25 protein-coding genes are annotated in these 25,802 nt (G+C 72.9%); 8 read left to right on the plus strand and 17 right to left on the minus strand.

Annotated elements, in window-relative coordinates; translation table 11 throughout:
• The first annotated feature begins 115 nt into the window (after positions 1 to 115).
• Both ABZY33_RS00675 and ABZY33_RS00680 read left to right on the plus strand, forming a co-directional pair.
• Entirely contained in the window at positions 116 to 1,249 is a 1,134-nt protein-coding gene (locus ABZY33_RS00675) for an adenosine deaminase (protein ID WP_356489226.1), read from the plus strand.
• Between the two features lie 211 nt (positions 1,250 to 1,460).
• On the plus strand, positions 1,461 to 1,817 hold the full coding sequence (locus ABZY33_RS00680) for an ATP-binding protein (RefSeq protein WP_356489227.1): 357 nt from the start codon (positions 1,461 to 1,463) through the stop codon (positions 1,815 to 1,817).
• A gap of 75 nt (positions 1,818 to 1,892) precedes the next feature.
• Here ABZY33_RS00680 and ABZY33_RS00685 read toward each other — a convergent pair whose 3' ends face one another.
• From ABZY33_RS00685 to afsQ1, 5 genes are all read right to left on the minus strand, one after another.
• Positions 1,893 to 2,093: a PspC domain-containing protein gene (locus ABZY33_RS00685; protein ID WP_356489228.1), complete on the minus strand. Its 201-nt coding sequence runs from the start codon at positions 2,091 to 2,093 to the stop codon at positions 1,893 to 1,895.
• A gap of 79 nt (positions 2,094 to 2,172) precedes the next feature.
• The gene (locus tag ABZY33_RS00690) at positions 2,173 to 2,718 is read right to left on the minus strand and encodes a VanZ family protein (RefSeq protein WP_356489345.1); all 546 of its coding nucleotides are present in this window, start codon (positions 2,716 to 2,718) and stop codon (positions 2,173 to 2,175) included.
• Positions 2,719 to 2,791: 73 nt separating this feature from the next.
• Positions 2,792 to 3,391, minus strand: a complete 600-nt coding sequence (locus ABZY33_RS00695; protein ID WP_356489229.1) for a hypothetical protein — start codon at positions 3,389 to 3,391, stop codon at positions 2,792 to 2,794.
• Positions 3,388 to 4,950 (minus strand): HAMP domain-containing sensor histidine kinase, encoded by a 1,563-nt coding sequence (locus ABZY33_RS00700; protein ID WP_356489346.1) that lies wholly within the window; start codon positions 4,948 to 4,950, stop codon positions 3,388 to 3,390. Before ABZY33_RS00700 ends, ABZY33_RS00695 begins: the two co-directional genes overlap by 4 nt.
• A 77-nt stretch (positions 4,951 to 5,027) precedes the next feature.
• Positions 5,028 to 5,705, minus strand: coding sequence for a two-component system response regulator AfsQ1 (afsQ1, locus tag ABZY33_RS00705; protein WP_161300939.1), 678 nt, complete (start codon positions 5,703 to 5,705; stop codon positions 5,028 to 5,030).
• A gap of 214 nt (positions 5,706 to 5,919) precedes the next feature.
• Between afsQ1 and ABZY33_RS00710 the strand changes: the two genes are divergently transcribed.
• A complete protein-coding gene (locus ABZY33_RS00710; protein ID WP_356489230.1) occupies positions 5,920 to 6,678 on the plus strand; it encodes a SigE family RNA polymerase sigma factor in 759 nt (252 codons plus the stop codon).
• 230 nt (positions 6,679 to 6,908) lie between these two features.
• Here ABZY33_RS00710 and ABZY33_RS00715 read toward each other — a convergent pair whose 3' ends face one another.
• On the minus strand, positions 6,909 to 7,544 hold the full coding sequence (locus ABZY33_RS00715; protein WP_356489231.1) for an ATP-binding protein: 636 nt from the start codon (positions 7,542 to 7,544) through the stop codon (positions 6,909 to 6,911).
• A gap of 162 nt (positions 7,545 to 7,706) precedes the next feature.
• Here ABZY33_RS00715 and ABZY33_RS00720 point away from each other — a divergent pair, with 162 nt between their 5' ends.
• Positions 7,707 to 8,108 (plus strand): hypothetical protein, encoded by a 402-nt coding sequence (locus ABZY33_RS00720; RefSeq protein WP_356489232.1) that lies wholly within the window; start codon positions 7,707 to 7,709, stop codon positions 8,106 to 8,108.
• An 8-nt stretch (positions 8,109 to 8,116) separates the two neighbouring features.
• Here the strand turns inward: ABZY33_RS00720 and ABZY33_RS00725 are convergent, their stop codons facing one another.
• Positions 8,117 to 9,574 (minus strand): DHA2 family efflux MFS transporter permease subunit, encoded by a 1,458-nt coding sequence (locus tag ABZY33_RS00725; RefSeq protein ID WP_356489233.1) that lies wholly within the window; start codon positions 9,572 to 9,574, stop codon positions 8,117 to 8,119.
• A gap of 36 nt (positions 9,575 to 9,610) precedes the next feature.
• Positions 9,611 to 10,204 carry an NAD(P)H-dependent oxidoreductase gene (locus tag ABZY33_RS00730; protein WP_356489234.1) on the minus strand — a complete coding sequence of 198 codons (594 nt, stop codon included), beginning with the start codon at positions 10,202 to 10,204 and terminating at the stop codon, positions 9,611 to 9,613.
• Between the two features lie 121 nt (positions 10,205 to 10,325).
• Between ABZY33_RS00730 and ABZY33_RS00735 the strand changes: the two genes are divergently transcribed.
• On the plus strand, positions 10,326 to 11,075 hold the full coding sequence (locus ABZY33_RS00735; protein WP_356489235.1) for a TetR/AcrR family transcriptional regulator: 750 nt from the start codon (positions 10,326 to 10,328) through the stop codon (positions 11,073 to 11,075).
• 72 nt (positions 11,076 to 11,147) lie between these two features.
• On the opposite strand, the gene ABZY33_RS00740 is transcribed toward ABZY33_RS00735, so the two are convergent.
• The 3 genes from ABZY33_RS00740 to deoC are packed head-to-tail and all read right to left on the minus strand — an operon-like array spanning position 11,148 to position 14,483.
• A complete protein-coding gene (locus tag ABZY33_RS00740; protein ID WP_356489236.1) occupies positions 11,148 to 12,071 on the minus strand; it encodes an aldehyde dehydrogenase family protein in 924 nt (307 codons plus the stop codon).
• On the minus strand, positions 12,064 to 13,509 hold the full coding sequence (locus tag ABZY33_RS00745) for an aldehyde dehydrogenase family protein (protein ID WP_356489237.1): 1,446 nt from the start codon (positions 13,507 to 13,509) through the stop codon (positions 12,064 to 12,066). The genes ABZY33_RS00740 and ABZY33_RS00745 overlap by 8 nt, the downstream gene beginning before the upstream one ends.
• 5 nt (positions 13,510 to 13,514) lie before the next feature.
• Positions 13,515 to 14,483, minus strand: coding sequence for a deoxyribose-phosphate aldolase (deoC, locus tag ABZY33_RS00750; RefSeq protein WP_356489347.1), 969 nt, complete (start codon positions 14,481 to 14,483; stop codon positions 13,515 to 13,517).
• 345 nt (positions 14,484 to 14,828) lie between these two features.
• Here deoC and ABZY33_RS00755 point away from each other — a divergent pair, with 345 nt between their 5' ends.
• Positions 14,829 to 15,446, plus strand: coding sequence for a PH domain-containing protein (locus tag ABZY33_RS00755; RefSeq protein WP_356489238.1), 618 nt, complete (start codon positions 14,829 to 14,831; stop codon positions 15,444 to 15,446).
• Positions 15,447 to 15,463: 17 nt separating this feature from the next.
• Here the strand turns inward: ABZY33_RS00755 and ABZY33_RS00760 are convergent, their stop codons facing one another.
• The 4 genes from ABZY33_RS00760 to ABZY33_RS00775 all read right to left on the minus strand — a co-directional run bounded on the left by ABZY33_RS00760 (position 15,464) and on the right by ABZY33_RS00775 (position 20,084).
• A complete protein-coding gene (locus ABZY33_RS00760) occupies positions 15,464 to 16,660 on the minus strand; it encodes a glycosyltransferase family 39 protein (RefSeq protein ID WP_356489239.1) in 1,197 nt (398 codons plus the stop codon).
• A 142-nt stretch (positions 16,661 to 16,802) separates the two neighbouring features.
• Complete coding sequence (locus ABZY33_RS00765) at positions 16,803 to 18,458, minus strand: phospho-sugar mutase (RefSeq protein ID WP_356489240.1); 1,656 nt, start codon at positions 18,456 to 18,458, stop codon at positions 16,803 to 16,805.
• A 50-nt stretch (positions 18,459 to 18,508) separates the two neighbouring features.
• Positions 18,509 to 19,333, minus strand: a complete 825-nt coding sequence (locus ABZY33_RS00770) for a purine-nucleoside phosphorylase (RefSeq protein WP_356489241.1) — start codon at positions 19,331 to 19,333, stop codon at positions 18,509 to 18,511.
• A gap of 313 nt (positions 19,334 to 19,646) precedes the next feature.
• Positions 19,647 to 20,084 carry a gamma-glutamylcyclotransferase gene (locus ABZY33_RS00775; RefSeq protein WP_356489242.1) on the minus strand — a complete coding sequence of 146 codons (438 nt, stop codon included), beginning with the start codon at positions 20,082 to 20,084 and terminating at the stop codon, positions 19,647 to 19,649.
• Positions 20,085 to 20,171: 87 nt separating this feature from the next.
• On the opposite strand from ABZY33_RS00775, the gene ABZY33_RS00780 reads away from it, so the two are divergent.
• Both ABZY33_RS00780 and ABZY33_RS00785 read left to right on the plus strand, forming a co-directional pair.
• On the plus strand, positions 20,172 to 21,620 hold the full coding sequence (locus ABZY33_RS00780) for an NAD(P)H-quinone dehydrogenase (protein WP_356489243.1): 1,449 nt from the start codon (positions 20,172 to 20,174) through the stop codon (positions 21,618 to 21,620).
• Between the two features lie 188 nt (positions 21,621 to 21,808).
• Positions 21,809 to 22,774, plus strand: a complete 966-nt coding sequence (locus ABZY33_RS00785) for a DeoR/GlpR family DNA-binding transcription regulator (RefSeq protein ID WP_356489244.1) — start codon at positions 21,809 to 21,811, stop codon at positions 22,772 to 22,774.
• Positions 22,775 to 23,136: 362 nt separating this feature from the next.
• Here the strand turns inward: ABZY33_RS00785 and ABZY33_RS00790 are convergent, their stop codons facing one another.
• Positions 23,137 to 23,736: a TetR/AcrR family transcriptional regulator gene (locus ABZY33_RS00790; protein WP_356489245.1), complete on the minus strand. Its 600-nt coding sequence runs from the start codon at positions 23,734 to 23,736 to the stop codon at positions 23,137 to 23,139.
• 136 nt (positions 23,737 to 23,872) lie between these two features.
• Entirely contained in the window at positions 23,873 to 25,645 is a 1,773-nt protein-coding gene (locus ABZY33_RS00795) for a biotin carboxylase N-terminal domain-containing protein (protein WP_356489246.1), read from the minus strand.
• Positions 25,646 to 25,802 lie beyond the last annotated feature (157 nt).

Below are 25,802 nucleotides of genomic sequence, written 5' to 3' on the forward strand. Positions count from 1 at the left end.
GTGTCAGAAGCGCCGGTGTACGCCACCTGTCCGCAGGGTCACTGTTACGTATCGGCGGATCACTTTCTCCGCACGGACAGGAGATATCTACGCGCGTAGGAGTTAGAGTGCCGAGATGACGAGCCAGCCCACCGCGCACCCCGACAGCCCCCAGGTCCCGACCTCGGAGCAGATCCGCCGCGCCCCCAAGGTGCTCCTGCACGACCACCTCGACGGCGGCCTGCGCCCCGGCACCGTCGTCGACCTCGCGCGCGAGAGCGGGTACGACGGACTGCCGGAGACCGACCCCGACAAGCTCGGCCTCTGGTTCCGTGAGGCGGCGGACTCCGGCTCCCTGGAGCGCTACCTGGAGACCTTCGCCCACACCTGTGCCGTCATGCAGACGCGCGAGGCGCTCGTGCGGGTCGCCGCGGAGTGCGCCGAGGACCTCGCCGAGGACGGCGTCGTCTACGCCGAGATCCGCTACGCGCCCGAACAGCACCTGGAAGGCGGCCTCACCCTCGAAGAGGTCGTCGAGGCGGTCAACGCGGGCTTCCGTGAAGGCGAGCGCCGCGCCAAGGAGAACGGTCACCGCATCCGCGTCGGCGCCCTGCTCACCGCGATGCGGCACGCCGCCCGCGCCCTGGAGATCGCCGAACTCGCCAACCGCTACCGCGACCTGGGCGTCGTCGGCTTCGACATCGCGGGCGCCGAGGCCGGTTTCCCTCCCACCCGCCACCTCGACGCGTTCGAGTACCTCAAGCGGGAGAACAACCACTTCACGATCCACGCCGGCGAGGCCTTCGGGCTGCCGTCCATCTGGCAGGCCCTGCAGTGGTGCGGCGCTGACCGGCTCGGGCACGGCGTGCGCATCATCGACGACATCCAGGTCGCCGACGACGGCACGGTCGAGCTGGGCCGTCTCGCGAGCTACGTACGGGACCGGCGCGTCCCGCTGGAGATGTGCCCCTCGTCGAACCTCCAGACGGGCGCGGCCAGTTCCTACCGCGAGCACCCGATCGGGCTGCTGCGCAAGCTCCGCTTCCGGGTCACGGTCAACACCGACAACCGCCTGATGAGCGGCACGTCGATGAGCCGCGAGTTCGAGCACCTGGCCGAGGCGTTCGGATACACCCTGACGGACTTCGAGTGGTTCACCGTGAACGCGCTCAAGTCGGCCTTCATCCCGTTCGACGAGCGGCTCGCGATGATCAACGACGTCGTCAAGCCGGGCTACGCCGAGCTGCGGGCGGAGTGGCTCTTCCATTAGAGGGTGCGGTCAACGTGGGGTTGACGCCGAGCGGAGTCTCGCCGTCCACCCTTCGCCGCGCCCACCTCGCCCACCTGACCTGCGGTTCCTTGGTCCGGGACGGAGGAGGTGCGGACCGGTGGCGCGGGGGTCGGCAGTAACTCATGGAGGATCCGGCGTGTTTGCCGGGCACGCAACCGCATCCCCCAGGAAGCAAGGAACAGAAGACCCCATGAAGCAGTCTGCTGCCAAGACCCTCGGTGTCGCCGCTCTCGGTGCCGCCTTCGCCGTCGCCGCCGCCGGTGCCGCGAACGCTGCTCCGGCCCTGCCCGACGCCGCCGGGGCCGTCAACGGCCTGACCTCGGGCCTGCCCCTCGAGCAGGTGACCGGCTCCCTGCCCGCCGGTGGCCCCCAGGCCCTGGCCGGCGCGCAGAACGCCCTGGGCCACGGCCTGACCGCCGCCCAGCCCGTCGTCGAGAAGCTCACCGACGGCGGTGACCCGGTCAAGGGGCTGCTCGGCGGTCTGCCCACCAACTCGCTGCCCACCAAGGGCCTGCCCGTCGGTGGCGGCCTGCCGGCCCTCGGCTGACCCGGCCCCCGGCACGGCGAAGGGGCGCACCCGGCGAACCGCGGGTGCGCCCCTTCGTGCCGTCCGGCGCGCGCCTCACCAGGCCCGGCGCGCCTTGTCCTCGCTCGGCAGCAGGACCCACAGCACGAGGTAGAGCAGGAACTGCGGGCCGGGCAGCAGACACGACAGCAGGAAGATCACGCGCATCGTGGTCGCGGAGGTGCCGAAGCGCTGGGCCAGCGCTGCGCACACTCCGCCGATCATCCGTCCGTTGCTGGGGCGGGCCAGGGCGGTCATGGTGGGCTCCTTCGCGAACCGTCGTCATCGGGTGGCTACGTATCCGACGGTACGGGCACGAAGGGGGCAAAGCGTCAGCTCACGGGGCGATGCCGACCCTGGGAATCGTCGGGGTCGGACCCTGAGCCGGCTCCTGCCGCAGGAGGGGAGCGGCCCCGGCCCTGCGGCGGAGCCGGGTCCGCAGCGCGGGCACCACGGCGGCGTGCGCGAGGGCCACGCCCACGGTGTTCAGCAGCAGCGAGTCGATGTCCACGACCTGTCCGGGCACCCCGGTCTGGAGCAGTTCGATACCGAGCGAGATCAGCGCGCCGGCCGCGACCGTGCGCACCAGCGACCCCCACACGGAGACGGCGAGCCGGCCCCCCGCGAGGGGCAGCAGCACACCGAGCGGGGCGAGGAGCGCGAGGCCCTCCCCGATGCGCTCGGCGCCCGCGCGCCAGCCGAGGGCCAGATCCGCCCGGATGCCCGCCAGCGGGTGCAGGTTCGCGGCGCTGACCCACGGGACGTCCAGGGGCCGCAGCGTCACCCAGGCGACGAGCAGAAGATGCACGGCCAGGAGGGCGAGTCCTGCCGTACGGAAGCGGATGACGGCCCCCTGGCCGTCCGAGCTGTGACGCGGCACGATCCCCAAGACGCCGGGGGCGGGACGATCGGTTCCGGGGGCCCGGGGATGACCTGGGTCACCCCGGCCCCGGCCGCTAACCGACCGTCTCGGCGGGGGCGGGCGCTATCCCGGGCCGGGCCTTCACCGCGTCCGAGCACTCGTAGCCGCGCAGCGGGTCGTCGCCGGGGCCGCCCAGGACCACCTGCTCGCTGCCGTTCGTCATCATCTTGCTGTTGGCGAAGGTGCAGACGATCTGGGCCAGGGCGTACGGCGACAGGTCGTCGGGGAGCTTGTTCAGGCGCAGCGCGTCCGCCGGCTCGCCGTCCCGGGGGCCCGAGATTTTCGTCCCCGCGGTGACGTCCGTGGTGTACCCGGCCTCCTTCTCCTCGGCCGACAGCGGCTCGGCCAGCTGCGCGAGGAGCTCCTGGGCGACGCCGACCCGGTCCGAGGTCCGGTCGTGCCGCACGGTGACGGTCCGGTCGACCGTGACCAGCTGCGAGGTACAGACCAGGAAGACCTGCACGCCGAACTCACCGGCCGCGCGGGGCACCCCGGTCGCGCCCGACAGAGCGCAGCCCACGCGGGTGGGCGCCGCGCCGAACTCCGTCGGCACCTCTGTGGAGCGGATCCCGCACCCGGCCAGCAGCACCGCCGTGAGCCCGAGCAGCCCGCACAGCCGTCCCCGCAGCCTCACGTGACGACACCGCCTTCCCTGGAGTCCTTGGCGCCGCCCGGCTCGTCGGCGGCGCCGGTGTCGTCGGCGTAGCTGTCGCTGTCACTGTCGCCGCCGCCCTGGAGCGGGGCGGCGTCCACCGGCAGGCGCAGCGTGAAGACGGCGCCGCCCTCCGGGGAGTTGGCGGCGGTGATCCCGCCGCCGTGGACATGGGCGTTCTCCTGGGCGATGGAGAGCCCCAGGCCGCTGCCCTCGGAGCGCGGCCGGGAGGCGCTCGCCTTGTAGAACCGGTCGAAGACGTGCGGCAGGACGTCCTCGGGGATGCCGGGCCCGTGGTCGCGTACGGCGATGACGAGCTGCCCGTCCTGTCCCGGCTCCGTCGTCACGGAGACGCGGACCGGGGAGCCGCCGTGCTTGAGCGCGTTGCCGATGAGGTTGGCGAGGATGACGTCGAGGCGGCGCGGGTCGAGCCGGACCAGGTTGCCGCGCTCGGCGTCCAGCTCGACGGCGTCCAGCCAGGCGCGGGCGTCGATGCAGGCGGTGATCTGGTCGGCGATGTCGACGGTGTCCACGACGAGCCGGGCGGTGCCCGCGTCGAAGCGGGTGACCTCCATCAGGTTCTCGACGAGGTCGTTCAGGCGCCGGGTCTCACTGACGACGAGCCGCACCGCCGGCTCGATCATGGGATCGACGGAACCGGTCTCCGCGTCCAGCTCCTCCTCCAGGACCTCGGTGACGGCGGTGATCGCGGTCAGCGGCGTGCGCAGCTCGTGCGACATGTCGGCGACGAACCGGCGCGAGGCCTCGTCGCGCGCGCTCATGTCGGCGACCTTCTTCTCCAAATTCTCGGCCGTCTTGTTGAACGTGCGGGACAACTCCGCGAGTTCGTCCGTCCCCGACACGCTCAGCCGGGTGTCGAGCTTGCCCTCGCCGAGCCGGCGCGCGGCGATCCCGAGCCGGTGCACCGGCTTGAGCACGGTCGTCGACGCGGCCTGCGCGAGCAGCGCGGAGCCGATCAGCGCGAGCGCGGTGGCGATCCCGAGCGACCAGGCCAGGGAGTTGAGATCCTTGGCCTCCGGCTCCAGCGACTTGAGCAGGTACCCGGTCGGCCCGCCGGCCACCTTCGCGCCGCCCACCAGGTACGGCGTGCCGTCCTGCGTGGTCCGCTGCCAGTACAGGTGGTAGGCGTCCCTGTTCTTCCCGGTGACCGGCTGCTTCTCGGTCACCGCGTCCCGCAGCGAGCGCGGCACGTCCGCGACCGTGAAGGCGTCGAGATCCGAATTGCCCACCACCTCGCGGCCGTTCTCGTCCGTGCCGATGAGCAGCACGCTGAAGTGCTGGCTGCTGTCGGCCATCAGGTTCGCCGCGTGCTGCAACTCGCCCTGGGTGGGATGCTCGGGCAGCACGGCGGCCCGGTTCTGCATCTCCTGCTGGAAGTCGCTGAGCGTCGAGTCCTGGGTGCGCGTCAGCACGGCCTCGCGGTTGAGCCAGTACGCGATGCCCGACGCGGAGACCGCGGCGGTCAGGGCGACCAGCGCGAAGACCACGACGAGCCGCAGCCGCAGGCTGGTGAAGCGCAGGCCGGCCGGGGCCGCCTTGCCCGCCGCGCCCGGCCCGCTCTGCTTGTCGTGCTTGTCGCGCTTGCCGTGCGGCTCGGTCACTGAGGGGAGTCCAGCCGGTAGCCCACGCCGCGCACGGTACGGATCAGCGTCGGCGAGGACGGCACGTCCTCGACCTTCGCGCGCAGGCGCTGCACACAGGCGTCCACGAGCCGCGAGTCGCCCAGGTAGTCGTGCTCCCACACCAGGCGCAGCAACTGCTGGCGGGACAGGGCCTGTCCGGGCCGCCGGCTCAGCTCCAGGAGCAGCCGCAGCTCGGTCGGGGTCAGCTGGAGGTCCTCGCCGTTCTTCGTGACGGTCATCGCGGCGCGGTCGATGACCAGGGAGCCGAACGACGCCGCGTCGTTGGCCTCCCGCTCACCACGGCGCAGCACCGCGCGGATCCGGGCGTCCAGGACGCGGCCCTGGACGGGTTTGACCACGTAGTCGTCGGCGCCGGACTCCAGGCCGACCACCACGTCGATGTCGTCGCTGCGCGCGGTGAGCAGGATGATCGGCAGCTGGTCCGTGCGCCGGATGCGCCGGCACACCTCGAATCCGTCGATGCCGGGCAGCATCACGTCGAGGACGATCAGATCCGGCCGCTGCTCGCGCAACAGCTTCAGACCGTCCTCGCCGGTGGCAGCGGTGGCCACCCGGTGACCCTGGCGGGTAAGTGACAGCTCCAGGGCCGTACGGATGGCGTCGTCGTCCTCGATCAGCAACAGGGAAGGCACAGGCGCCATTCTGGCCCATGGGAGGCCTTTAGTTCGACCGAAGGAGCCCTCCCACACCTGACCCGCACAGCCGGACCCGCTGTGACAGGTCTGTGACAGTCGACGGACACCGTCGAGAAGTCGCCCCGGCAAGCTTTTGGTCATCGCAGCGAAAGACCGCGATACGCAAGGAACGAATGACGGAAGTACCGGACTCCACGACGGGGGGCGCGAGATGAACACGCTGCACAGCACCGCATCGAACGCAGTGGTCACGCGCCTGCACGACCTGGGCCGTACGGAGCGTCATGAGAAGTCCGGTGCCGTGAGCGGGCGGGGGTGCGCTCGCGGCGCCGGGCGTCAGCACACCGTCCTGATGACGGTGGTCGACGCACCGCAGGCGGTGACCGACGAGGTCGCTCACGGGGGAGCGGCGTACAGGGAGGGTTCGGGGGAGCAGCGCCCGTCCTTGTCGGAGGCCGAGTTCACGGCCTACGTCCAGGAGCGGCGCGCCTCCCTGTACGCCACCGCCTACCACCTCACCGGTGACCGGTTCGAGGCCGAGGACCTGCTCCAGAGCGCGCTGTTCTCGACGTACCGGGCCTGGGACCGGATCAGCGACAAGGCCGCGGTCGGGGGCTACCTGCGGCGCACCATGACCAATCTGCACATCAGCGCGTGGCGCCGCCGCAAGCTGAACGAGTACCCGACCGAGGAGCTGCCGGAGACGGCCGGCGACACGGACGCGATGCGCGGCACGGAACTGCGCGCGGTGCTCTGGCAGGCGCTGGCCCGGCTGCCCGAACCGCAGCGCACGATGCTCGTCCTGCGCTACTACGAGGGCCGCACCGACCCGGAGATCGCCGAGATCCTGGACATCAGCGTCGGCACGGTGAAGTCCAGCATCTGGCGGTCGCTGCGGCGGCTGCGCGACGACGAGGTCCTGAGCTTCGGCCGGGACCAGGAGGAGTGCTTCGGGGAGCTTGTCGCCTGAGGCGCCATTCCCTCCGGGGGGAGGGAGGGCCCTGTTCGGGGGAGCGGGGTTCCTTTTTGAGGGGGAGCGGCGGCCGGGGGATCACGGGGGAGCGCCGCCGGGGGGGATGAGCGGGACCAGTAGGCCGGGGGGGCCTTCTGGTCCCGTCTCGTCTGTGCCGGCGCGTTCGCGGGTGCCGGTCCGTCGTGGCTGGTCGCGCAGTTCTCCGCGCCCCTTTGGGGCGCTCATGCTCAGGAGGCTGCCCGGGCCTTCACGCATCTTCCCGCCGCGGCCGCCGCCAGCCGGCCCAGGGCTTCTTCCTTGCCGCAGGGGTGGGCGCCGAGCGCCGTGAGGCGGGCCACGATGGCGCGTTCGGCGCGCATCAGCCGCCAGCCGCGCCGCAGCAGGAACGGGGTCGACTTGCGGCCCTCCTTCAGGTCGCGCAGGAGGCGGCGGCGGAACGTCGTCGAGGGGCGGCCGCGCAGACACAGCGCGTCGGCCAGCACGCCGAGTTCGCGGCAGCGCGCCACGATGTCCGCCGCGAAGATGCCCTCCGCGATGAACAGGGGCGTGCGCCCGATGTCGAGCGCCTCCTCGCCCACCCGTGCGCTGGTCGCGAGGGAGTAGACGGGCACCTGCGTGCGCCCCCGCTCGCACAGGGCGACGATCGCGGCGAGCGCCGCCTCCGTGTCCCAGGACGCCGGCGAGTCCCAGTCGATGTCCGAACTGCCCGGCACCAGCGGCAGCGTCGGGTCGTGGGCCTCTTTGTAGAAGTCGTCGAGACACAGCACGGGCAGCCCGGAACGGGCGGCGAACGACGACTTTCCGGAGCCGGAGGGTCCGGACAGCAGGACGACCCGGGTCGGTATCGGGGGATGCGCACTCACGAGAGACCAGTGTGCGCCATGGACGCGCCTCTGCCGAGCCCGCGTGGTGGCGATGTGGCACGCACCACGTCAACTACGCTTGGTGGTTCTGTCGTCACCCGGCGTTCTGCCGCACCCCGCTCGACCGTCCCCACCGCACCGAAAGGTCCAGGCGCACAGATCATGGCCCGACACGCAGTCCGCAAGAACCCGACGCCGTCCTCCGGCACCCGTCGCGCCCTGTTGCGGGCCGGCCTGACCGTGACCGCCGCGGGCGCGGCCGTCGCCGCGGGGGCCGCGGGCGCGAGCGCCGAGCCGCTCGCCCCGAGTGACCCCGGCTCGCCCGTCCAGGTGCTGACCCAGGCGGTCGACTCCGCGACCACGTACGGCCTCGGCCCCGTCAAGAACCTGAAGATCGACCCGCTGGCCGGTACCGGCGCCGACCCCCTGGACAACGCGGTGGGCACGCAGGTAGCCGACTTCCGGCCGGTCAGCACCGGGGCGCTCACCGGCCCGCTGACGACCGGCAGTTCGCTCGCCGAGCTGCCCGTCGTCGGCGCCGTGTCGGGCGTCCTGCCCGGCTGAGCCGGGCCTCACTCCTGCCGGGCGGGCGCGGCGCGCGAGCGCAGCGGCGCCTCGCGCACCGCCCAGGCCACGGCGAACGCCACCGCGCACAGCGCCGCCACCCCGAGCGCCACGCCGTGCAGCCCGTCCACGACACTCGCCCGGAATGCCGCCGGGCGGGTCCCCTCCCGCACCCGCCCGGCGAAGACCGAACCGAGCACCGCCACCCCGAGCGACCCGCCGACCGTCCGCAGCAGGGTCTGGGTGCCGCCCGCCGCGCCGATGTCCCGCGGCTCCGCGCTGTTCATGGTGAGCAGCAGCGCGGGCTGCAACAGGCAGCCGAGACCGGCGCCGAGGGGCAGGGTGAGCGCCGAGGCGGCCCATGCCGCGGTCCCGGTGCCGAGCAGCAGCAGGGCGAGCGCGCCCGCCAGTGCCAGCGCGCCGCCCACGACCGGGTAGTGCCGGTAGCGCCCGCCCGCGGCCACCCGGCGGCCGATCAGCAGCTGGGCGGCGATCATGCCGAGCATCAGCGGAAGCAGCAGCAGCCCGCTGCGCGTGGCAGACGTCCCGCGCACGAGTTGCATGTACTGCGGCAGATAGGCGGCGGCCGCGAGCAGGGCCGCGCCGGAGACGAAGCTCAGCACCTGCGCGAGCGTGAAGTTCCGGTCGCGGAACAGGCGGGGCGGGATCACCGGTTCGACCGCGCGCCGCTCGGTCCGGACGAACGCGGTGAGCGCTCCCGCCGAGACCAGCGCGAGCCCGAGGATCCGCGGTGACGTCCACGCGTACCTGGTCCCCGCCCAGCTCGCGAGCAGGGTCAGGGCGAGGATCGCCGCGGTGAGCAGGGCGGCACCGGCGAGGTCGGGTCGGGCCCGGACGCGCTCGGCGCGCCCGCGGACACCGGTCGCGACGAGGGCGAGGGCGAGGGCGCCGACGGGGAGGTTGACGTAGAAGACCCAGCGCCAGTTCAGCTGGTCGGTGAGGAAGCCGCCGGTCAGCGGGCCGCCGACCATGGCGACGGGCAGCAGGACGCCGATGAGCGACTGCGAGCGGCCTGCCTCCGCCGGGGTCAGCAGCGTCCCGAGGAGCGCGAGCGCCCCGACGAGGAGACCGCCCGCGCCGATGCCCTGCAGAGCGCGGCAGGCGATCAGCTGGGTCATGTCCTGGGCTGCTCCGCACAGGACGGAGCCTGCGAGGAAGACGGCGATCGAGGCGAGGAAGCTGCCCTTGTGACCGTAGAGGTCACCGGCCTTGCCCCAGAGCGGGGTGGAGACGGCGGCGGTCAGCAGGTACGCGGTCACCACCCAGGACAGCTGCGCGAGACCGCCGAGGTCGCGGACGATCACGGGCAGGGCCGTGCCGACGACCGTCCCGTCGAGCGTGCCGAGCACGATGCCCAGCAGCAGGCCGAGGACGACCCACCGGGACGGCGCGGCGCCGCCCGCCTCCGCGCCGGCCGTTCCCGGTCGTTCGGCACGTGTCCGCATGGCTCCCCCTCCGGTGTACGTGGTCCGGACAGCTGGTCAGGCCGCGTACGGCCGGGCCGACTTGGCGTCGCGCAGGGCATGGGCCCACCAGGTGAGCTGGTCGAGCATGGCCTTCGCCGCGGTGTCCACCGCCGGGTCGTCGACCTGGCCGTCGGCCGCGAACGCGCCCCAGGCGTTGTGGAAGCTGACCGTGTTGCGGATGGTCATGGCGTTCACCTCGGCCATGACGACGCGCAGCTGTTCCACCGCGCGCAGACCGCCCGACAGGCCGCCGTACGACACGAACGCGACCGGCTTCCCGTGCCACTGCTCGTTGTGCCAGTCGATCGCGTTCTTCAGGGACGCCGGGAAGCTGTGGTTGTACTCGGGCGTGACGAAGACGAACGCGTCGGCGGCGGCCAGCCGCGGTGAGACACGGGCCAGCGCCTCCCGCGTCCCGGGCGGCGGGGCCTGGCCGAATGCGGGCAGCACGACGGGCAGCGGGGTCTCGGCGAGGTCGACGATGTCGGCGCGCAGCTCGTCGTGGAGGCCGAGCTGCCCGGTGAGCCACCGGACGACAACGGGCGCGAAACGGCCCTCGCGGGAGGAGCCGACGAGGACGGCGACGCGGAGCGGTGTGCTGCTGGACATGGTGGACCCCCTGCAAGCGAATGCGTACGACGTATCTTGCTGCGTACAACGTACACAGGCATGTGTACGGCGTCTACCAAGAGATACGCTGTACGCGACATCGAGCGAGAGGGGTCGTGCCGTGGCGGCACGCAAGGAAGAGGCCGCGCAAGGGGAGAACCGCCTGGTGGAGCCCTCGCTCTGGGAGCGGCTCGAGCGGCCCGCGCCCACGCAGCGCGCCGCGCTGACGCTGGACCGGATCGCCGCGGCGGCCGTCGAACTGGCCGACGAGGAGGGCGCGGGCGCGGTCACCATGCGGCGCCTCGCCACGAAGCTCGGGGTCGCGCCAATGGCGGCGTACCGGCACGTCTCGGGCAAGGGCGATCTCTGGGCGCTCATGTTCGACCGGGTCTCGGCCGGGCTCACGGTTCCCGACGAGGTGGCGGAGTGGCGCGAGGTGCTGCGCTCCTTCGCCCTGCAGACGCGGGAGCTGATGCTCCGGCACCCCTGGCTCGGGCAGGTGCCGGCCCCGCTCGTCCAGCTCACGCCGGCCCGGATGGCCGTCGCCGAACGGCAGTTGCGGGCACTGGCGGGCCACGGCCTGGACGCCGACGCCATGATGGCCGCGTTCCGCGCGGTCGGCGCCTTCGTGCACGGCGCGACCCAGTCGGAGCTGGCCCTGCGCGCTTACAAGGAGGAGAACGGCTGGGTGAGCGGCGACGAGACCCGGCAGGCGCTGGCCCCGCAGATGAACTACCTCATGGGTACCGGCCGCTATCCCACGTACAAGAAGTACGCTCTCTCCGCGACGCGCAAGGACGACCCCGGCTGGGAGTTCACGTTCGGCCTCGACTGCGTCCTCGACGGGATCGCGCAGCGCCTCGGCATCTGACCGGGCGCACGCGTACGGCCCCGGCCCCTCCCGGACGGAGGAGGGGCCGGGGCCGCGGGTGTGCGGGAGGCGCTAGTACGAGGAGCCGGACGCGCCCAGGGAGCCGGTGGGGTGCCAGACGGTCTTGGTCTCCAGGAACCGCGTCAGCCGCTCCGTGCCCGGGTCGGCCGAGAAGTCCTCGCCGGAGCGGGGACGGCGCACCCGCTTGAGGTTGTCCGCCGCCGCGATCTCCAGTTCCTCGGCGAGGCCGGGGCCCGCGCCGGTGAGGTCGATGCCGTTCACGTCCTGGTGCGCGGCGAGCGCCGGCGCGATCTCCGCCGCCTTGCCGGAGAGGATGTTCACCACGCCGCCCGGCAGGTCGGAGGTGGCGAGCACCTCGCCCAGACAGAGCGCGGGCAGCGGCGCGCGCTCGCTCGCGATCACGACCACCGTGCTGCCGGTCGCGATGACCGGCGCGATAACCGAGACCAGCCCGAGGAACGACGACTCCTGCGGCGCGATGACGACGACGACGCCGGTCGGCTCCGGCGTGGAGAGGTTGAAGAAGGGACCGGCCACCGGGTTGGCGCCCCCGACGACCTGGCCGATCTTGTCGGTCCACCCCGCGTACCAGACCCAGCGGTCGACCGCGGCGTCCACGACGGCCGCCGCCCGCGCCTTGTTCAGGCCCTCCGCGTCGGCCACCTCGCGCACGAACTGCTCGCGGCGGCCCTCCAGCATCTCGGCGACGCGGTAGAGGACCTGCCCGCGGTTGTACGCGGTCGCGCCGGACCAGGCGCCGAACGCCTTGCGCGCGGCGACCACGGCGTCCCGGCCGTCCTTGCGGGACGCCAGCGGCGCGTTCGCCAGCCACTTGCCGCTCTTGGAGTCGGTCACTTCGTACACCCGGCCGCTCTCGGAACGCGGGAACTTCCCGCCCACGTACAGCTTGTAGGTCTTGAGGACGGACAGCCGCGCCGGCTCGGCGGTCATGCTCTTCGCGGACTTGTCAGACATCGAGGTACGCCTCCAGGCCGTGGCGACCGCCCTCGCGGCCGAAGCCCGACTCCTTGTAACCGCCGAACGGCGAGGTCGGGTCGAACTTGTTGAACGTGTTGGCCCAGACGACCCCGGCCCGCAGCTTGCCCGCGACGGCGAGGATGCGTGAGCCCTTCTCGGTCCAGATGCCCGCCGAGAGGCCGTACTGCGTGTTGTTGGCCTTGGCGACGGCCTCCTCCGGGGTGCGGAAGGTGAGCACGGACAGGACCGGGCCGAAGATCTCGTCGCGGGCGACGGTGTGGGCCTGCGTGACGTTCGTGAAGAGCGTCGGCGCGAACCAATAGCCGGACGAGGGCAGTTCGCACGGCGCCGACCAGCGCTCGGCGCCCTCGGCCTCGCCGGTCTCGGTGAGCGCGGTGATCCGGGCGAGCTGCTCGGCGGAGTTGATCGCGCCGATGTCGGTGTTCTTGTCGAGCGGGTCGCCGAGCCGCAGGGTCGACAGGCGCCGCTTCAGGGCGTCGAGCACCTCGTCCTGGACCGACTCCTGGACCAGCAGGCGCGAACCCGCGCAGCAGACCTGGCCCTGGTTGAAGAAGATGCCGGTGACGATGCCCTCGACGGCCTGGTCGATCGGCGCGTCGTCGAAGACGATGTTGGCGCCCTTGCCGCCCAGCTCCAGCGTGACCTTCTTCTCCGTCCCCGCGACGGTACGGGCGATCTGCTTGCCGACGGCCGTGGAACCGGTGAAGGCCACCTTGTCCACGCCCGGGTGCGCGACGAGCGCGGCGCCCGCGTCGCCGTACCCGGGCAGGATGTTCACCACGCCCTTGGGCAGACCGGCCTGGCGGCAGATGTCGGCGAAGAACAGGGCGGAGAGCGGGGTCGTCTCGGCGGGCTTGAGGACCACCGTGTTGCCGGTGGCGAGCGCCGGGGCGATCTTCCAGGCGAGCATGAGCAGCGGGAAGTTCCAGGGGATGACCTGGCCGGCGACGCCCAGCGGCCGCGGGGCGGGGCCGAAGCCGGCGTGGCCGAGCTTGTCGGCCCAGCCCGCGTAGTAGAAGAAGTGCGCGGCGACGAGGGGGAGGTCGGCGTCCCTCGTCTCCTTGATGGGCTTGCCGTTGTCCAGCGTCTCCAGGACGGCCAGCTCGCGGGAGCGCTCCTGGATGATGCGGGCGATCCGGAAGAGGTACTTGCCGCGCTCGGCGCCGGGCAGCGCCGACCACTTCTCGAACGCCGTGCGGGCGGCCTCCACCGCGCGGGTCACGTCGGCCTCGCCGGCCCGCGCCACCTCGGAGAGGACCTCTTCGGTGGAGGGGGAGACGGTCTTGAAGACCTTGCCGTCGGCGGCCTCGGTGAACTCGCCGTCGATGAACAGCCCGTAGGACGGGGCGATGTCGACCACGGCGCGCGACTCGGGCGCGGGCGCGTACTCGAAGGCGGGTGCTGTGTTGGTCATGGTGATCAGTCCACCGTCACGTAGTCGGGACCGGAGTAGCGGCCGGTGGCCAGCTTCTGGCGCTGCATCAGCAGGTCGCTCAGGAGGCTGGAGGCGCCGAACCGGAACCAGTGGTTGTCGAGCCAGTCCGCGCCCACGGTCTCGTTCACGATCACGAGGAACTTGACGGCGTCCTTCGACGTGCGGATGCCGCCGGCGGGCTTCACGCCGATCTGCACGCCGGTGGCGGCGCGGAAGTCGCGGACGGCCTCCAGCATCAGCAGGGTGTTGGCCGGGGTGGCGTTCACCCCGACCTTGCCGGTCGAGGTCTTGATGAAGTCGGCGCCGGCCAGCATGCCGATCCAGCTCGCGCGGCGGATGTTGTCGTACGTCGACAACTCGCCGGTCTCGAAGATGACCTTGAGCCGGGCGGAGCCGGCGGCCTCCTTGACCGCGCGGATCTCGTCATGGACCTTCAGGTACTTGCCGGTGAGGAAGGCGCCACGGTCGATGACCATGTCGATCTCATCGGCCCCCGCGGCGACGGCCTCGCGGACGTCCCCGAGCTTCACGTCGAGGGCGGCGCGGCCGGCCGGGAAGGCGGTGGCGACGGAGGCGACCTTGACGCCGGTGCCGGCGACGGCCTCCTTCGCGGTGGCGACCATGTCCGGGTAGACGCAGACGGCGGCGGTGCGGGGCGCCGTGCGGTCGGTCGGGTCGGGGTGGGCGGCCTTGGCGCCCAGGGCCCGGACCTTGCCCGGGGTGTCGGCGCCTTCCAGGGTCGTCAGGTCGATCATCGAGATGGCCAGGTCGATGGCGTACGCCTTCGCCGTGGTCTTGATGGACCGCGTACCGAGCGCGGCGGCGCGGCTCTCCAGGCCCACGGCGTCCACGCCAGGCAGGCCCTGGAGGAATCGGCGCAATGTGGCCTCGGAGGCGACGGCGTCGGTCAGCGCGTGTTGCTCCGCGGGTGCGGTGGTGGGTGTAGTGGGCATGGTCACGAGGGGAGCATATCTACGCGCGTAGCGGATGTATAGGGGCGGGTTTGGGTTCGGGTCCGCGGGTTTGAGAGCGCCCGGGGTTGTCGAGTGCCGCCTTCAGGGGCGCGGGGAACTGCGCGCTCAGCCACGACGATCCCGCACCCGGCGACGATGCTGAGCCCCGGGGCTCCGCCCCGGTCCCTGCTCCTCAATCGCCGGAGGGGCTTGATTTGCCTGGGGGCGCGGGGAACGGCGCGGTCGGCCACGATGGTGGCGCGCCCGGGGTGACGAGACCCGTCGGAGACGCCCCGCACGCAGGTCCCGCCGGAGCCCGGCGCAGCGTCAGGCACAATCGGGACCATGAGCACCCGCCCCTCCACCTCCCCGGACCGGATCTACCGGTCGCCCGCCGGCATCGCGGGCGGTGTCGTGCTGCTCGCCGTCGGCGCCTGGCTCGGCGCCGACGCGCTGATCAGCGGGGCGGGCCGCACCCCGTGGCTGGCGCTCGCGGCGCTGCTCCTCGCGGTGCCGCTGGTGGTGGCGTTCACCCTGCGCCCGGCCGTGTTCGGCAACGAGGACCGGCTGCGCGTGCGCAACCCCTTCCGCGACATCACCCTCCCCTGGGGCGCCGTCGCCTCCTTCCGCTCCGGGTACTCGAACGAGGTCTTCGACGAGGCCGGCACCAAGTACCAGCTCTGGTCGATCCCGGTCTCCCTGCGGGCCCGCCGCAAGGCGCAGCGCCCGGCGCGCCCGCGTCCGGCGGGCCGGCGCGGACAGCCCCCGATGCCCGAGGCGCAGGAGCCGGCCGTGCGGCGCGCCCCCGCCGACCACTCCATGGACGAACTGCGCGAGCTGCACGCGTCCCGGGCGCAGACCCCGGCCGCGCAGGGCGAGCCGGCCGTCCGCTGGGCCTACGAGATCATCGTTCCGGCCGTGGCCGGCGCGGTCCTGCTCGGCGTCCTCATCGCGCTGGGCTGAGCCGCACCCGGCCCGGGTCAGGGCGCGCTCGGCCACACCAGCAGCATGTACCCGCCCCAGTACGCCGCCCCGAGCGCCGCGCCCGCCACGCCCACCGTCAGCGTCCGCCGCGAGGCCCGCGCCAGCATCAGGGCCAGGGGCAGCAGCAGCGGGAACCCGGGGACGAGGAAGCGGGCGCGGGAGAAGTAGACGCCGCCGCTGCCCAGCACGATCAGGAGCAGCACCCCGGTGAAGACCAGCAGCGGCAACGGCTGGCGGTCCGCGAGCGAGAACCCGTAGAGCAGCACCGAGCCGAGCAGCACCGCCGTCACCAGCACCAGGAAGAGTTCGGGCGACGAGTCGTAGGCGAGGTGGCCCCGGAAGCGGCGCAGGGTCTCGATGCCGCCGTCCAGCTCGTTGCGCCACAGCCGCTGGACGGCGAAGTAACCGTCCCAGCGCCCGAGGCGCAGGCCCACCCAGCCCACGTACCCGAGCCAGCCCAGCGGGGCGAGCAGCGCGCCGCACAGTGCCCGCCGGGAGAGGCCCCGGCGCAGCGTCAGCAGGCCGCACAGGCAGACCGCCGCGGCGAGGGCGACGCCGGTCGGCCGGGTCAGCCCGGCCAGTGCCGCGAGGGCGCCCGCCCAGACCCACCGGCCGGTCAGCACCGCGTACAGGGACCACGCCGCGAACGCGGTGAACAGCGACTCCGTGTAGCCCATCCACTGGACGATGCCGACGGGGTAGCAGGCCCACAGGAAGGTCAGCAGGATCCCCACGCGCCGCCCGTGCAGCCGGTCACCGACCGCGAAGACCCCCCAGGCCGCCACGAATGAGCAGCCGGCCGCGAAGAGCAGCCCCACCGTGGCCCGCGAGCCGGGCACCACGACGGCCAGCGCCTTCACCAGGTACGGGTAGAGCGGGAAGAAGGCGAGGTTGTTGGCGTCGCGCCGGGTGCCGAGCGTGTGCTCGTAGCCGTGGTCGGCGATGCCCAGGTACCACTTGGAGTCCCAGTCCGCGGCGAGCGCGGGCCAGATGCCGTGCCCCTCTTTGTGCGCCCAGACGCCGAAGACGAGCAGCACGAACGTCCGCAGGGCCGCGTAGGCGAGCAGGGCGGGGGCGGCCCGACGCAGGGCGGCGAGCCCCCGGCCGCGCAGCCCGGTCGCGGGCCCCGGGGCCGGGCGGCAGGACCTTGTCTCAAGGAGGAGGGCGGCCTCGGCGGGGGCGGTCGGGGACACGTCGGCGGCTCCTGCGGGACGGGGGTGGCTGCGGGGGCAACGTTCCCGTCGCCCCCGGTCCCTGTCGCTCCCGGTTCCGTCGACTGCCCCGCAGAGGTCACCCGTTCGAGTGCGCGCCCGCCCCCGGCCCGGAGCGGCCCGGTCAGATGCCCGCGGCCGCCGCGAGGTCGCGCTTGATCGCGTCGAGCAGCCCGGTGGCCGTGGTCCGCGCCGCGGGCAGCCCGGCCCGGTCGGCCACCGGCACCACGACCTCCAGGTAGCACTTCAGCTTCGGCTCGGTGCCGGACGGGCGGACGACGACCCGCGCACCCTCCAGGGTGTAGCGCAGACCGTCCGTGGGCGGCAGCCCGCCCGCCCCGGCGGCGAGGTCCTCGGCGCGGGTGACGGCGAGCCCGGCCAGCGCCACCGGCGCCTTCTCGCGCAGCCGCCGCATCGCCGCCGCGATGACCGACAGGTCCTCGACCCGCACGCTCAGCTGGTCCGTGGCGTGCAGACCGTGGGCCAGGGCCAGGTCGTCGAGCGCGTCCAGGAGCGTACGGCCCCGCTCCTTCAGCTCGCTCGCCAGCTCGGTCACCAGCAGCGCGGCCGTGATGCCGTCCTTGTCGCGGACGCCCTCCGGGTCGACGCAGTAGCCGAGGGCCTCCTCGTAGCCGTAGCGCAGGCCCTCGACGCGGGCGATCCACTTGAAGCCCGTCAGCGTCTCCTCGTACGGCAGCGAGGCCGCCTCGGCGATCCGGCCGAGCAGGGAGGACGAGACGATCGACTCCGCGAGGACGCCCCGCGCGCCGCGCCGCACCAGGTGTGCCGCGAGCAGCGCGCCCACCTCGTCGCCGCGCAGCATGCGCCAGCCGCCCTCGGCGGCGGCGTCCGGCACGGCCACGGCACAGCGGTCCGCGTCCGGGTCGTTCGCGATGATCAGGTCGGGCGCCTGGGCCTGGGCGCGCGCCGTCGCGAACGAGAGGTCCATCGCGCCCGGCTCCTCCGGGTTCGGGAAGGCGACCGTCGGGAAGTCCGGGTCCGGCTCGGCCTGCTCGGGCACCAGCACCGGCGCGGGGAAGCCCGCGCGGGCGAAGGCGGCCAGCAGGGTGTCCTTGCCGACGCCGTGCATCGCCGTGTAGACGGTGCGGGCGGTGCGCGCGGAGCCCGCCGCCAGGACCGCGTCCGTGCGCGCCAGGTACGCCTGGAGCACGTCGTCGCCGAGCGTCTCCCAGCCGGAGTCCGGGCGCGGCACGTCGTGCAGCGAGGCCACCGCGTCGATCCCGGCGGCGATCTCCGCGTCGGCCGGCGGCACGATCTGCGAGCCGTCGCCGAGGTACACCTTGTAGCCGTTGTCCCGCGGCGGGTTGTGGGAGGCGGTGACCTCCACGCCCGCGACCGCGCCCAGGTGCCGGATGGCGAAGGCGAGCACGGGCGTGGGCAGCGGACGCGGCAGCACCGCAGCGCGCAGCCCCGCGCCCACCATGACCGCGGCCGTGTCGCGCGCGAAGTCCGCCGACTTGTGGCGCGCGTCGTACCCGATGACCACCACGCCGCCGGTCTGCCCCTTGGCCTTCAGGTACGCGGCGAGACCCGCGGCCGCGCGGATGACCACCGCGCGGTTCATCCGCGTCGGGCCCGCGCCCAGCTCGCCGCGGAGTCCGGCCGTGCCGAACTGGAGGGTCCCCGAGAAGCGCTCCGCGAGCGCGGCGGTGTCCCCGCCGTCGATGAGCGCGGCCAGCTCCTCGCGGGTCTCCTCATCGGGATCCTCCGCCAGCCAGGTCTTCGCCCGGTCGAGCAGTTCGCTGCCTTGTTCGGTCACGGTCGGCTTCCTTCGGCGGTCAGGCGTACGTACGGGTGCGGGGTGGGAACTCAGATCTTCGCGAGGACCTTGGTCAGCAGCTCGCCCATGCCGGCGGCGGAGTCGCGCCCGGCCTGGAGGACCTCCTCGTGGTTGAGCGGCTCGCCGGACAGGCCCGCGGCCAGGTTGGTGACCAGGGAGATGCCGAGCACCTCCACGCCCGCCTCACGGGCCGCGATGGCCTCCAGGACGGTGGACATGCCGACCAGGTCGGCGCCGAGGACCCCGGCCATCCGGACCTCGGCGGGGGTCTCGTAGTGCGGGCCGGGGAACTGGGCGTACACGCCCTCCTCCAGCGTCGGGTCGATCTCCTGGCACAGCGCGCGCAGGCGCGGCGAGTACAGGTCGGTGAGGTCCACGAAGTTCGCCCCGACGATCGGCGACGTGGCCGTCAGGTTGATGTGGTCGGAGATCAGGACCGGCTGGCCGGGGCGCATGCCCTCGCGCAGGCCGCCGCAGCCGTTCGTCAGCACGAGGGTCTTGCAGCCCGCGGCGGCGGCGGTGCGCACGCCGTGCGCGACGGACGCGACCCCGCGGCCCTCGTAGTAGTGCGTACGGCCCAGGAAGACCAGGGCGCGCTTGTCGCCGAGCTGGTACGAGCGGACTTTGCCGCCGTGGCCCGCCACGGCCGGGCCGGTGAACCCGGGCAGCTCGGTGAAGGGAAGCTCGACGGTGGGCGCGCCCAGCGCCTCGGCGGCCGGCGCCCAGCCCGAGCCCATCACGAGGGCGACGTCGTGGTTCTCGGCGCCGGTGAGCTCGCGCAGGCGAGCGGCGGCGGCGTCGGCGGCGGCGTAGGGGTCGCCCTGAAGGATGTCCGGAGTGGCAGATGCGTTCACGCGCTTGAGGGTAGCCGCTCCCGGCCTACGCGCGTAGATGACGAGCCTCACGGTATTGCGATCGTTGTCTTGTCGTTTCCGACGAACCGCTCCGCTCGGGGTGGCGGGCGAGGCTGCGCGCCGTCGGCGGTGGGGGTGGTCGGCGGGTGCCGCGCCGTCGTGGCTGGTCGCGCAGTTCCCCGCGCCCCTGAGATGCAGGCGCTGCGCGCCGCATTTCTCAGGGGCGCGGGGAACTGCGCGCGGCAGGACCACCGGCGGTCGGCCGCGTATGGATGCGCAACCCGGCAGACGGGCGGGCGGGACCCGGTCGGCGTCAGCAGGGGCGCTTGCGCAGCTCCATCACGTAGTCGTGCGGGGCGCCCGCCGACTCCGCCGCGTCGCCGATCTCACCCAGGTAGCGCGCGGAGGGCAGGCCGCCCTCGTACCCGTTCAGGACATACAGCCAGGCCGGCTCCTCGCCGTCCAGGGTGTCCACGCGTACCCGCATCCGCCGGTAGATGTCGAGTCCGACACCCTCCCAGCGGTCCATCGACTCCTCGTCCATGGGGGCGATGTCGTACAGCGCGACGAAGACCTGCGAGCGGGGCGCCTCCACGATCGTGGCCAGCGCGCCCTCCCAGCCCATGTGCTCGCCCCCGAACGTCAGCCGCCAGCCTTGCAGCCACCCGGTCGCGCGCAGCGGCGAGTGAGGGGCGCGGCGCGTCATGAGCCGCGGGTCGAGATTGCCGGCGTACGCGGCGTAGAGCGACATGGGTCCGAGGGTACGGCAGTTGTCGCCGGTGATCGGAGCGAAGTGCGTGCCACCCCGGCCGGGCACCGCCTTCCGCGGTGCGGGACAATGGCGTACGTGACTCGGATCGTGATCATCGGTGGCGGACCTGGCGGATACGAAGCGGCCCTGGTGGCGGCCTCGCTCGGCGCGGAGGTGACCGTCGTCGACTGCGACGGCCTGGGCGGTGCGTCGGTGCTGACCGACTGCGTGCCGTCCAAGACCCTGATCGCCACGGCCGAGGTGATGACGACCTTCGACTCCTCGTACGAGGAGCTGGGCATCATCGTCGAGGACGACACCCCGGACCCGGACAGCCCGGCCCGCGTCGTCGGCGTCGACCTCGGCAAGGTCAACCGGCGCGTGAAGCGGCTCGCGCTCGCCCAGTCCCACGACATCACCGCCTCGGTCACGCGCGCGGGCGCCCGCGTGCTGCGCGGCCGCGGCCGCCTCGACGGCCAGCAGGACCTGGACGGCTCCCGCAAGGTGATCGTCACCGCCGCCGACGGCACCGAGGAGACCCTCACCGCCGACGCCGTGCTCCTCGCCACCGGCGGCCACCCGCGCGAGGTGCCCGACGCGCAGCCGGACGGCGAGCGCATCCTGAACTGGACGCAGGTCTACGACCTGGACGAGCTGCCCGAAGAGCTGATCGTGGTCGGCTCCGGTGTGACCGGCGCCGAGTTCGCCGGCGCCTACCAGGCCCTCGGCTCCCGTGTCACGCTCGTCTCCTCCCGTGACCGCGTGCTGCCCGGCGAGGACCCGGACGCCGCCGCCGTCCTGGAGGACGTCTTCCGGCGCCGCGGCATGAACGTGATGGCCCGCTCGCGCGCCGCCTCCGCCAAGCGCGTCGGCGACCGCGTCGAGGTCACCCTCGCCGACGGCCGCACCATCTCCGGCACCCACTGCCTGATGGCGGTCGGCGCGATCCCCAACAGCGCGGGGCTCGGCCTGGAGGGCGCCGGCGTCAAGGTGAAGGACTCCGGGCACATCTGGACCGACAAGGTCTCGCGCACGACCGCTCCCGGCGTCTACGCGGCCGGGGACGTGACCGGCGTCTTCGCCCTCGCCTCCGTCGCGGCGATGCAGGGCCGTATCGCGATGTACCACTTCCTGGGCGACGCGGTGGCGCCGCTGAACCTCAAGACCGTGTCGTCGAACGTCTTCACCGACCCCGAGATCGCCACCGTCGGCGTCTCGCAGGCCGACGTCGACGGCGGCAAGTTCGACGCCCGCGTCGTGAAGCTGCCGCTGCTGCGCAACCCGCGCGCGAAGATGCAGGGCATCCGGGACGGCTTCGTCAAGATCTTCTGCCGGCCGGGCACCGGCATCGTGGTGGGCGGCGTGGTCGTGGCGCCCCGCGCCTCGGAGCTGATCCACCCCATCTCGCTCGCGGTCGACAACAACCTGACGGTCGAACAGATCGCGAACGCCTTCACCGTGTATCCGTCCCTCTCGGGCTCGATCGCCGAAGTGGCGCGGCAGCTGCACACGCGCAAGGTCGCCGAAGAAGGCTGAGCCGGCCCGCGACGGGGGGTAGACGCGCCACAGGTCACCGTGGGTTGTCGCCCGTGCTGGTGGCATAGGCGCGCCGGATAGGCGGCCGGGGCGTGCCTATACCACTCCCAGGGGTGTTGTGCGAACAGAACCTGTAATCCGGCGCAAACAGCTGAAAGCAGACGGTCGTTGGGGTTACTGTCAGTTTCGTGTTCGCTGCAGAACGTCGTCAACTGATCCTCGAAATGGTGCGGGCCAATGGAGCGGTATCGCTCCGGGAGCTCGCCCGCGTCGTCCAGACCTCTGAAGTGACCGTGCGGCGGGACGTACGCGCACTGGAGGCAGAAGGACTCCTCGACCGCCGGCACGGCGGTGCGGTATTGCCGGGCGGATTCACGCGGGAGTCCGGCTTTCCGCAGAAATCACATCTCGCGACCGCAGAGAAGACGGCCATCGCCGATCTCGCCGCGGGTCTCGTCGAAGAGGGCGAGGCCATCGTGGTGGGCGCGGGGACGACCACGCAGGAGCTGGCCCGCCGGCTCGCGCGTGTGCCGGGGCTGACCGTCGTCACCAACTCGCTGCTGGTGGCCCAGGCGCTGGCCCATGCCAATCGCGTCGAGGTCGTCATGACCGGTGGCACGCTGCGGGGTTCCAACTACGCGCTGGTGGGCAGCGGGGCCGAGCAGTCCCTGCAGGGGCTCAGAGTCACCCGGGCCTTCCTGAGCGGCAGCGGTCTGACGGCCGAGCGCGGGCTCTCCACGTCCAACATGCTCTCGGCGTCGGTGGACCGGGCCCTCGTGCAGGCCGCGGCGGAGGTCGTCGTGCTCGCCGACCACTCCAAGCTCGGCACCGACACGATGTTCCAGACGGTGCCGACGGATGTGATCACGCGGCTCGTGACCGACGAGCCGCCCGCCCATGACGACCGGGCCGCCACGGAGTTGCAGGCGCTGGCCGATCAGGGGGTGCAGATCGCGGTCGCCGGGGCGGGGCCGGGGTCGGGGGCGGCCGGAGGCGGTGATTCCGTCCCGGCGCGGCAGTCGCGCCGGGATGTGCCGTTGCCGGGCCAGCGGCGGCAGCAACTTCCTGGCGGGGGACATCCGTTGCGCAGCGCGGCCGGGATGGACCCGGGGCCCGAGCGCCCGGCTCGTGTGGCGGACCTCCGCCGCCGCTAGCCCCTCCGGGGGGCCGCGGCTGTTATGTCACCGGGGTTCGTAGGTGCCGCCCCGGGGCGCGGGGAACTGCGCGCTCGGCCACGACGCTCCCGCGCCCGGCGATGGTGCTGAGCCCCGGGGCTCCGCCCCGGCCCCCGCTCCTCAATCGCGGGAGGGGCTTGGTTTGCCGGCCACGACGGTGCCGCGCCCCGGGGCTCTGCCCCGGCCCCCGCTCCTCGATCGCCGGAGGGGCTTGGTTTGCCGGCCACGACGCTCCCGCGCCCCGGGGCTCTGCCCCGGCCCCCGCTCTTCGATCGCCGGAGGGGCTTGGTTTGCCGGCCACGACGGTGCCGCGCCCGGTGATAGGCGCGCCTGGAAACGGGTCAGGGTGCCGGCGGCGGGTCCGTTGTGATGCCTCGGAGGGTGAGTCGCAGGAGGCGGTCCGCCAGGTCCGGATCGGAGGGCGTCTCCTCAGCGGCCAGCGCAATCGCATTGGTGAGTTGCAGCAGATCCCCGATGGAGACATCCCCCCGCACCGCCCCCGCCCGCTGCGCCCGCAGAAGCAGCGCCTGCCCCGCCTCCCGCATCGGCGAACTGCACCGCGCCAGCGCCGAACTCTCGTCCCCCGCCGCCGACATCAGCGCCCGGGACAGCCCCCGGTACTCGCTCGCGTGCGTGATGATCTCGCGCAGCCAGGCCACCAGCGCCGCACAGGGCCGCGGCGCGTCGAGGAGCGCCCGGGAGCGGGCCAGCAGATCGCGCACGGCCTCCTCGAAGACCGCGCTCACCAGGGCGTACCGGTTGGGGAAGTGCCGGTACAGGGTGCCGATCCCCACCCCGGCACCGCGCGCCACGTCCTCCAGGGACGCCCCCGTCCCGTGCTCCGCGAACGCCTGCCGGGCCTGAGCGAGCAGCCGTTCGTAGTTGCGGCGCGCGTCCGCGCGCATGGGGCGGACGCGCTGGTGCTCGGTGCCGGATGTCATCGGACCTCCCTGGGCGTGCGCGGGGTCTCCCAAGGATGCCTGATCACCCCGGCGCGCCGGTGCGGGACCCCGGGAACGCGGCGGCGCCCGCCGACCGGGAACCGGTGCGACGGGCGCCACGTACGAGCGGGGCGGCTCAGTCCTTGATCTCGCAGATCGCGGCGCCCGAGGTGAGCGAGGCGCCGATCTCGGCGGACAGGCCCTTCACGGTGCCGGACTTGTGCGCGTTCAGCGGCTGCTCCATCTTCATCGCCTCCAGGACGACCACGAGGTCGCCCTCCTGGACCTCCTGGCCCTCCTCGACGGCGATCTTGACGATGGTGCCCTGCATCGGGGAGGCGAGGGTGTCGCCGGAGGCGGCGGGGCCGGACTTCTTGGCCGCGCGCCGCTTCGGCTTGGCACCGGCCGCGAGGCCCGTCCGCGCCAGCGACATGCCGAGCGACGACGGCAGGGAGACCTCAAGGCGCTTGCCGCCGACCTCGACGACGATCGTCTCGCGGTCGCCCTCGTCCTCCTCGGCGTCGGCGCCGCCCGGCGCGAACGGCGGGATGTCGTTGACGAACTCGGTCTCGATCCACCGGGTGAAGATGGTGAACGGCTCGTCGCTGCCGGTCAGTTCGGGGGCGAACGCCGGGTCCGTGACGACCTTGCGGTGGAAGGGCAGGGCGGTCGCCATGCCGTCGACCTCGAACTCGGCCAGCGCGCGGGCGGAGCGCTCCAGCGCCTCCTTGCGGGTGCGGCCGGTGACGATCAGCTTGGCGAGCAGCGAGTCCCAGGCCGGGCCGATGACCGAGCCGGCCTCGACCCCCGCGTCCAGGCGGACGCCGGGGCCGCTCGGGGCGTTGAACGTGGTCACGGTGCCGGGCGCGGGCAGGAAGCCGCGGCCCGGGTCCTCGCCGTTGATGCGGAACTCGAAGGAGTGGCCGCGCAGCACCGGGTCGCCGTAGCCCAGTTCCTCACCGTCGGCGATCCGGAACATCTCGCGGACCAGGTCGATGCCGGCGACCTCCTCGGTGACCGGGTGCTCGACCTGGAGACGGGTGTTGACCTCCAGGAAGGAGATCGTGCCGTCGGCGCCGACCAGGAACTCGACGGTGCCCGCGCCGACATAGCCGGCTTCCTTCAGGATCGCCTTGGACGACGCGTACAGCTCGTCCAGCTGGGCCTGGCTCAGGAACGGCGCGGGCGCCTCCTCGACCAGCTTCTGGTGGCGGCGCTGGAGCGAGCAGTCACGGGTGGAGACGACCACCACGTTGCCGTGGGAGTCGGCCAGGCACTGGGTCTCCACGTGCCGCGGCTTGTCCAGGTAGCGCTCCACGAAGCACTCGCCGCGGCCGAACGCCGCGACGGCCTCGCGCACCGCCGAGTCGTACAGCTCCGGCACCTCTTCGAGGGTGCGGGCCACCTTCAGACCGCGGCCGCCGCCGCCGAAGGCGGCCTTGATCGCGATGGGCAGGCCGTGCTCCTCGGCGAAGGCCACGACCTCGTCGGAGCCCGAGACGGGGTCCGGCGTACCGGCGACGAGCGGAGCGCCGGCGCGCTGCGCGATGTGCCGGGCGGCGACCTTGTCGCCCAGGTCCCGGATGGCCTGCGGCGGCGGGCCGATCCAGATCAGGTCCGCGTCCAGCACGGCCTGGGCGAACTCCGCGTTCTCCGACAGGAATCCGTAGCCGGGGTGGACGGCGTCCGCCCCCGAGTCCTTGGCCGCCTGGAGCACCTTGGCGATGTCCAGGTAACTGGTCGCCGGGGTGTCACCACCCAGCGCGAAGGCCTCGTCGGCCGCGCGGACATGCGAGGCGTCCCGGTCCGGTTCGGCATAAACGGCAACGCTCGCGATCCCTGCGTCCCGGCACGCCCGGGCCACGCGGACAGCGATTTCGCCACGGTTGGCGATGAGCACCTTGCGCACGATGGCTCCCTCCTTGAAACAAGCCGAGTTTAGGGACTGCCGACACGGGGTTACGACCCGTTCCCAATGGTGACCTTGCCCACACGCAGGGTCACCCGGGGCCTGTCGGCCCGGTGAATTCCCTTGTCCGGCCTGGCTGTGCGGGATCCCCCGGGGC

The sequence above is a fragment of the Streptomyces sp. NPDC006552 genome (assembly GCF_040611655.1).
In the GTDB taxonomy this organism is placed as follows: domain Bacteria; phylum Actinomycetota; class Actinomycetes; order Streptomycetales; family Streptomycetaceae; genus Streptomyces.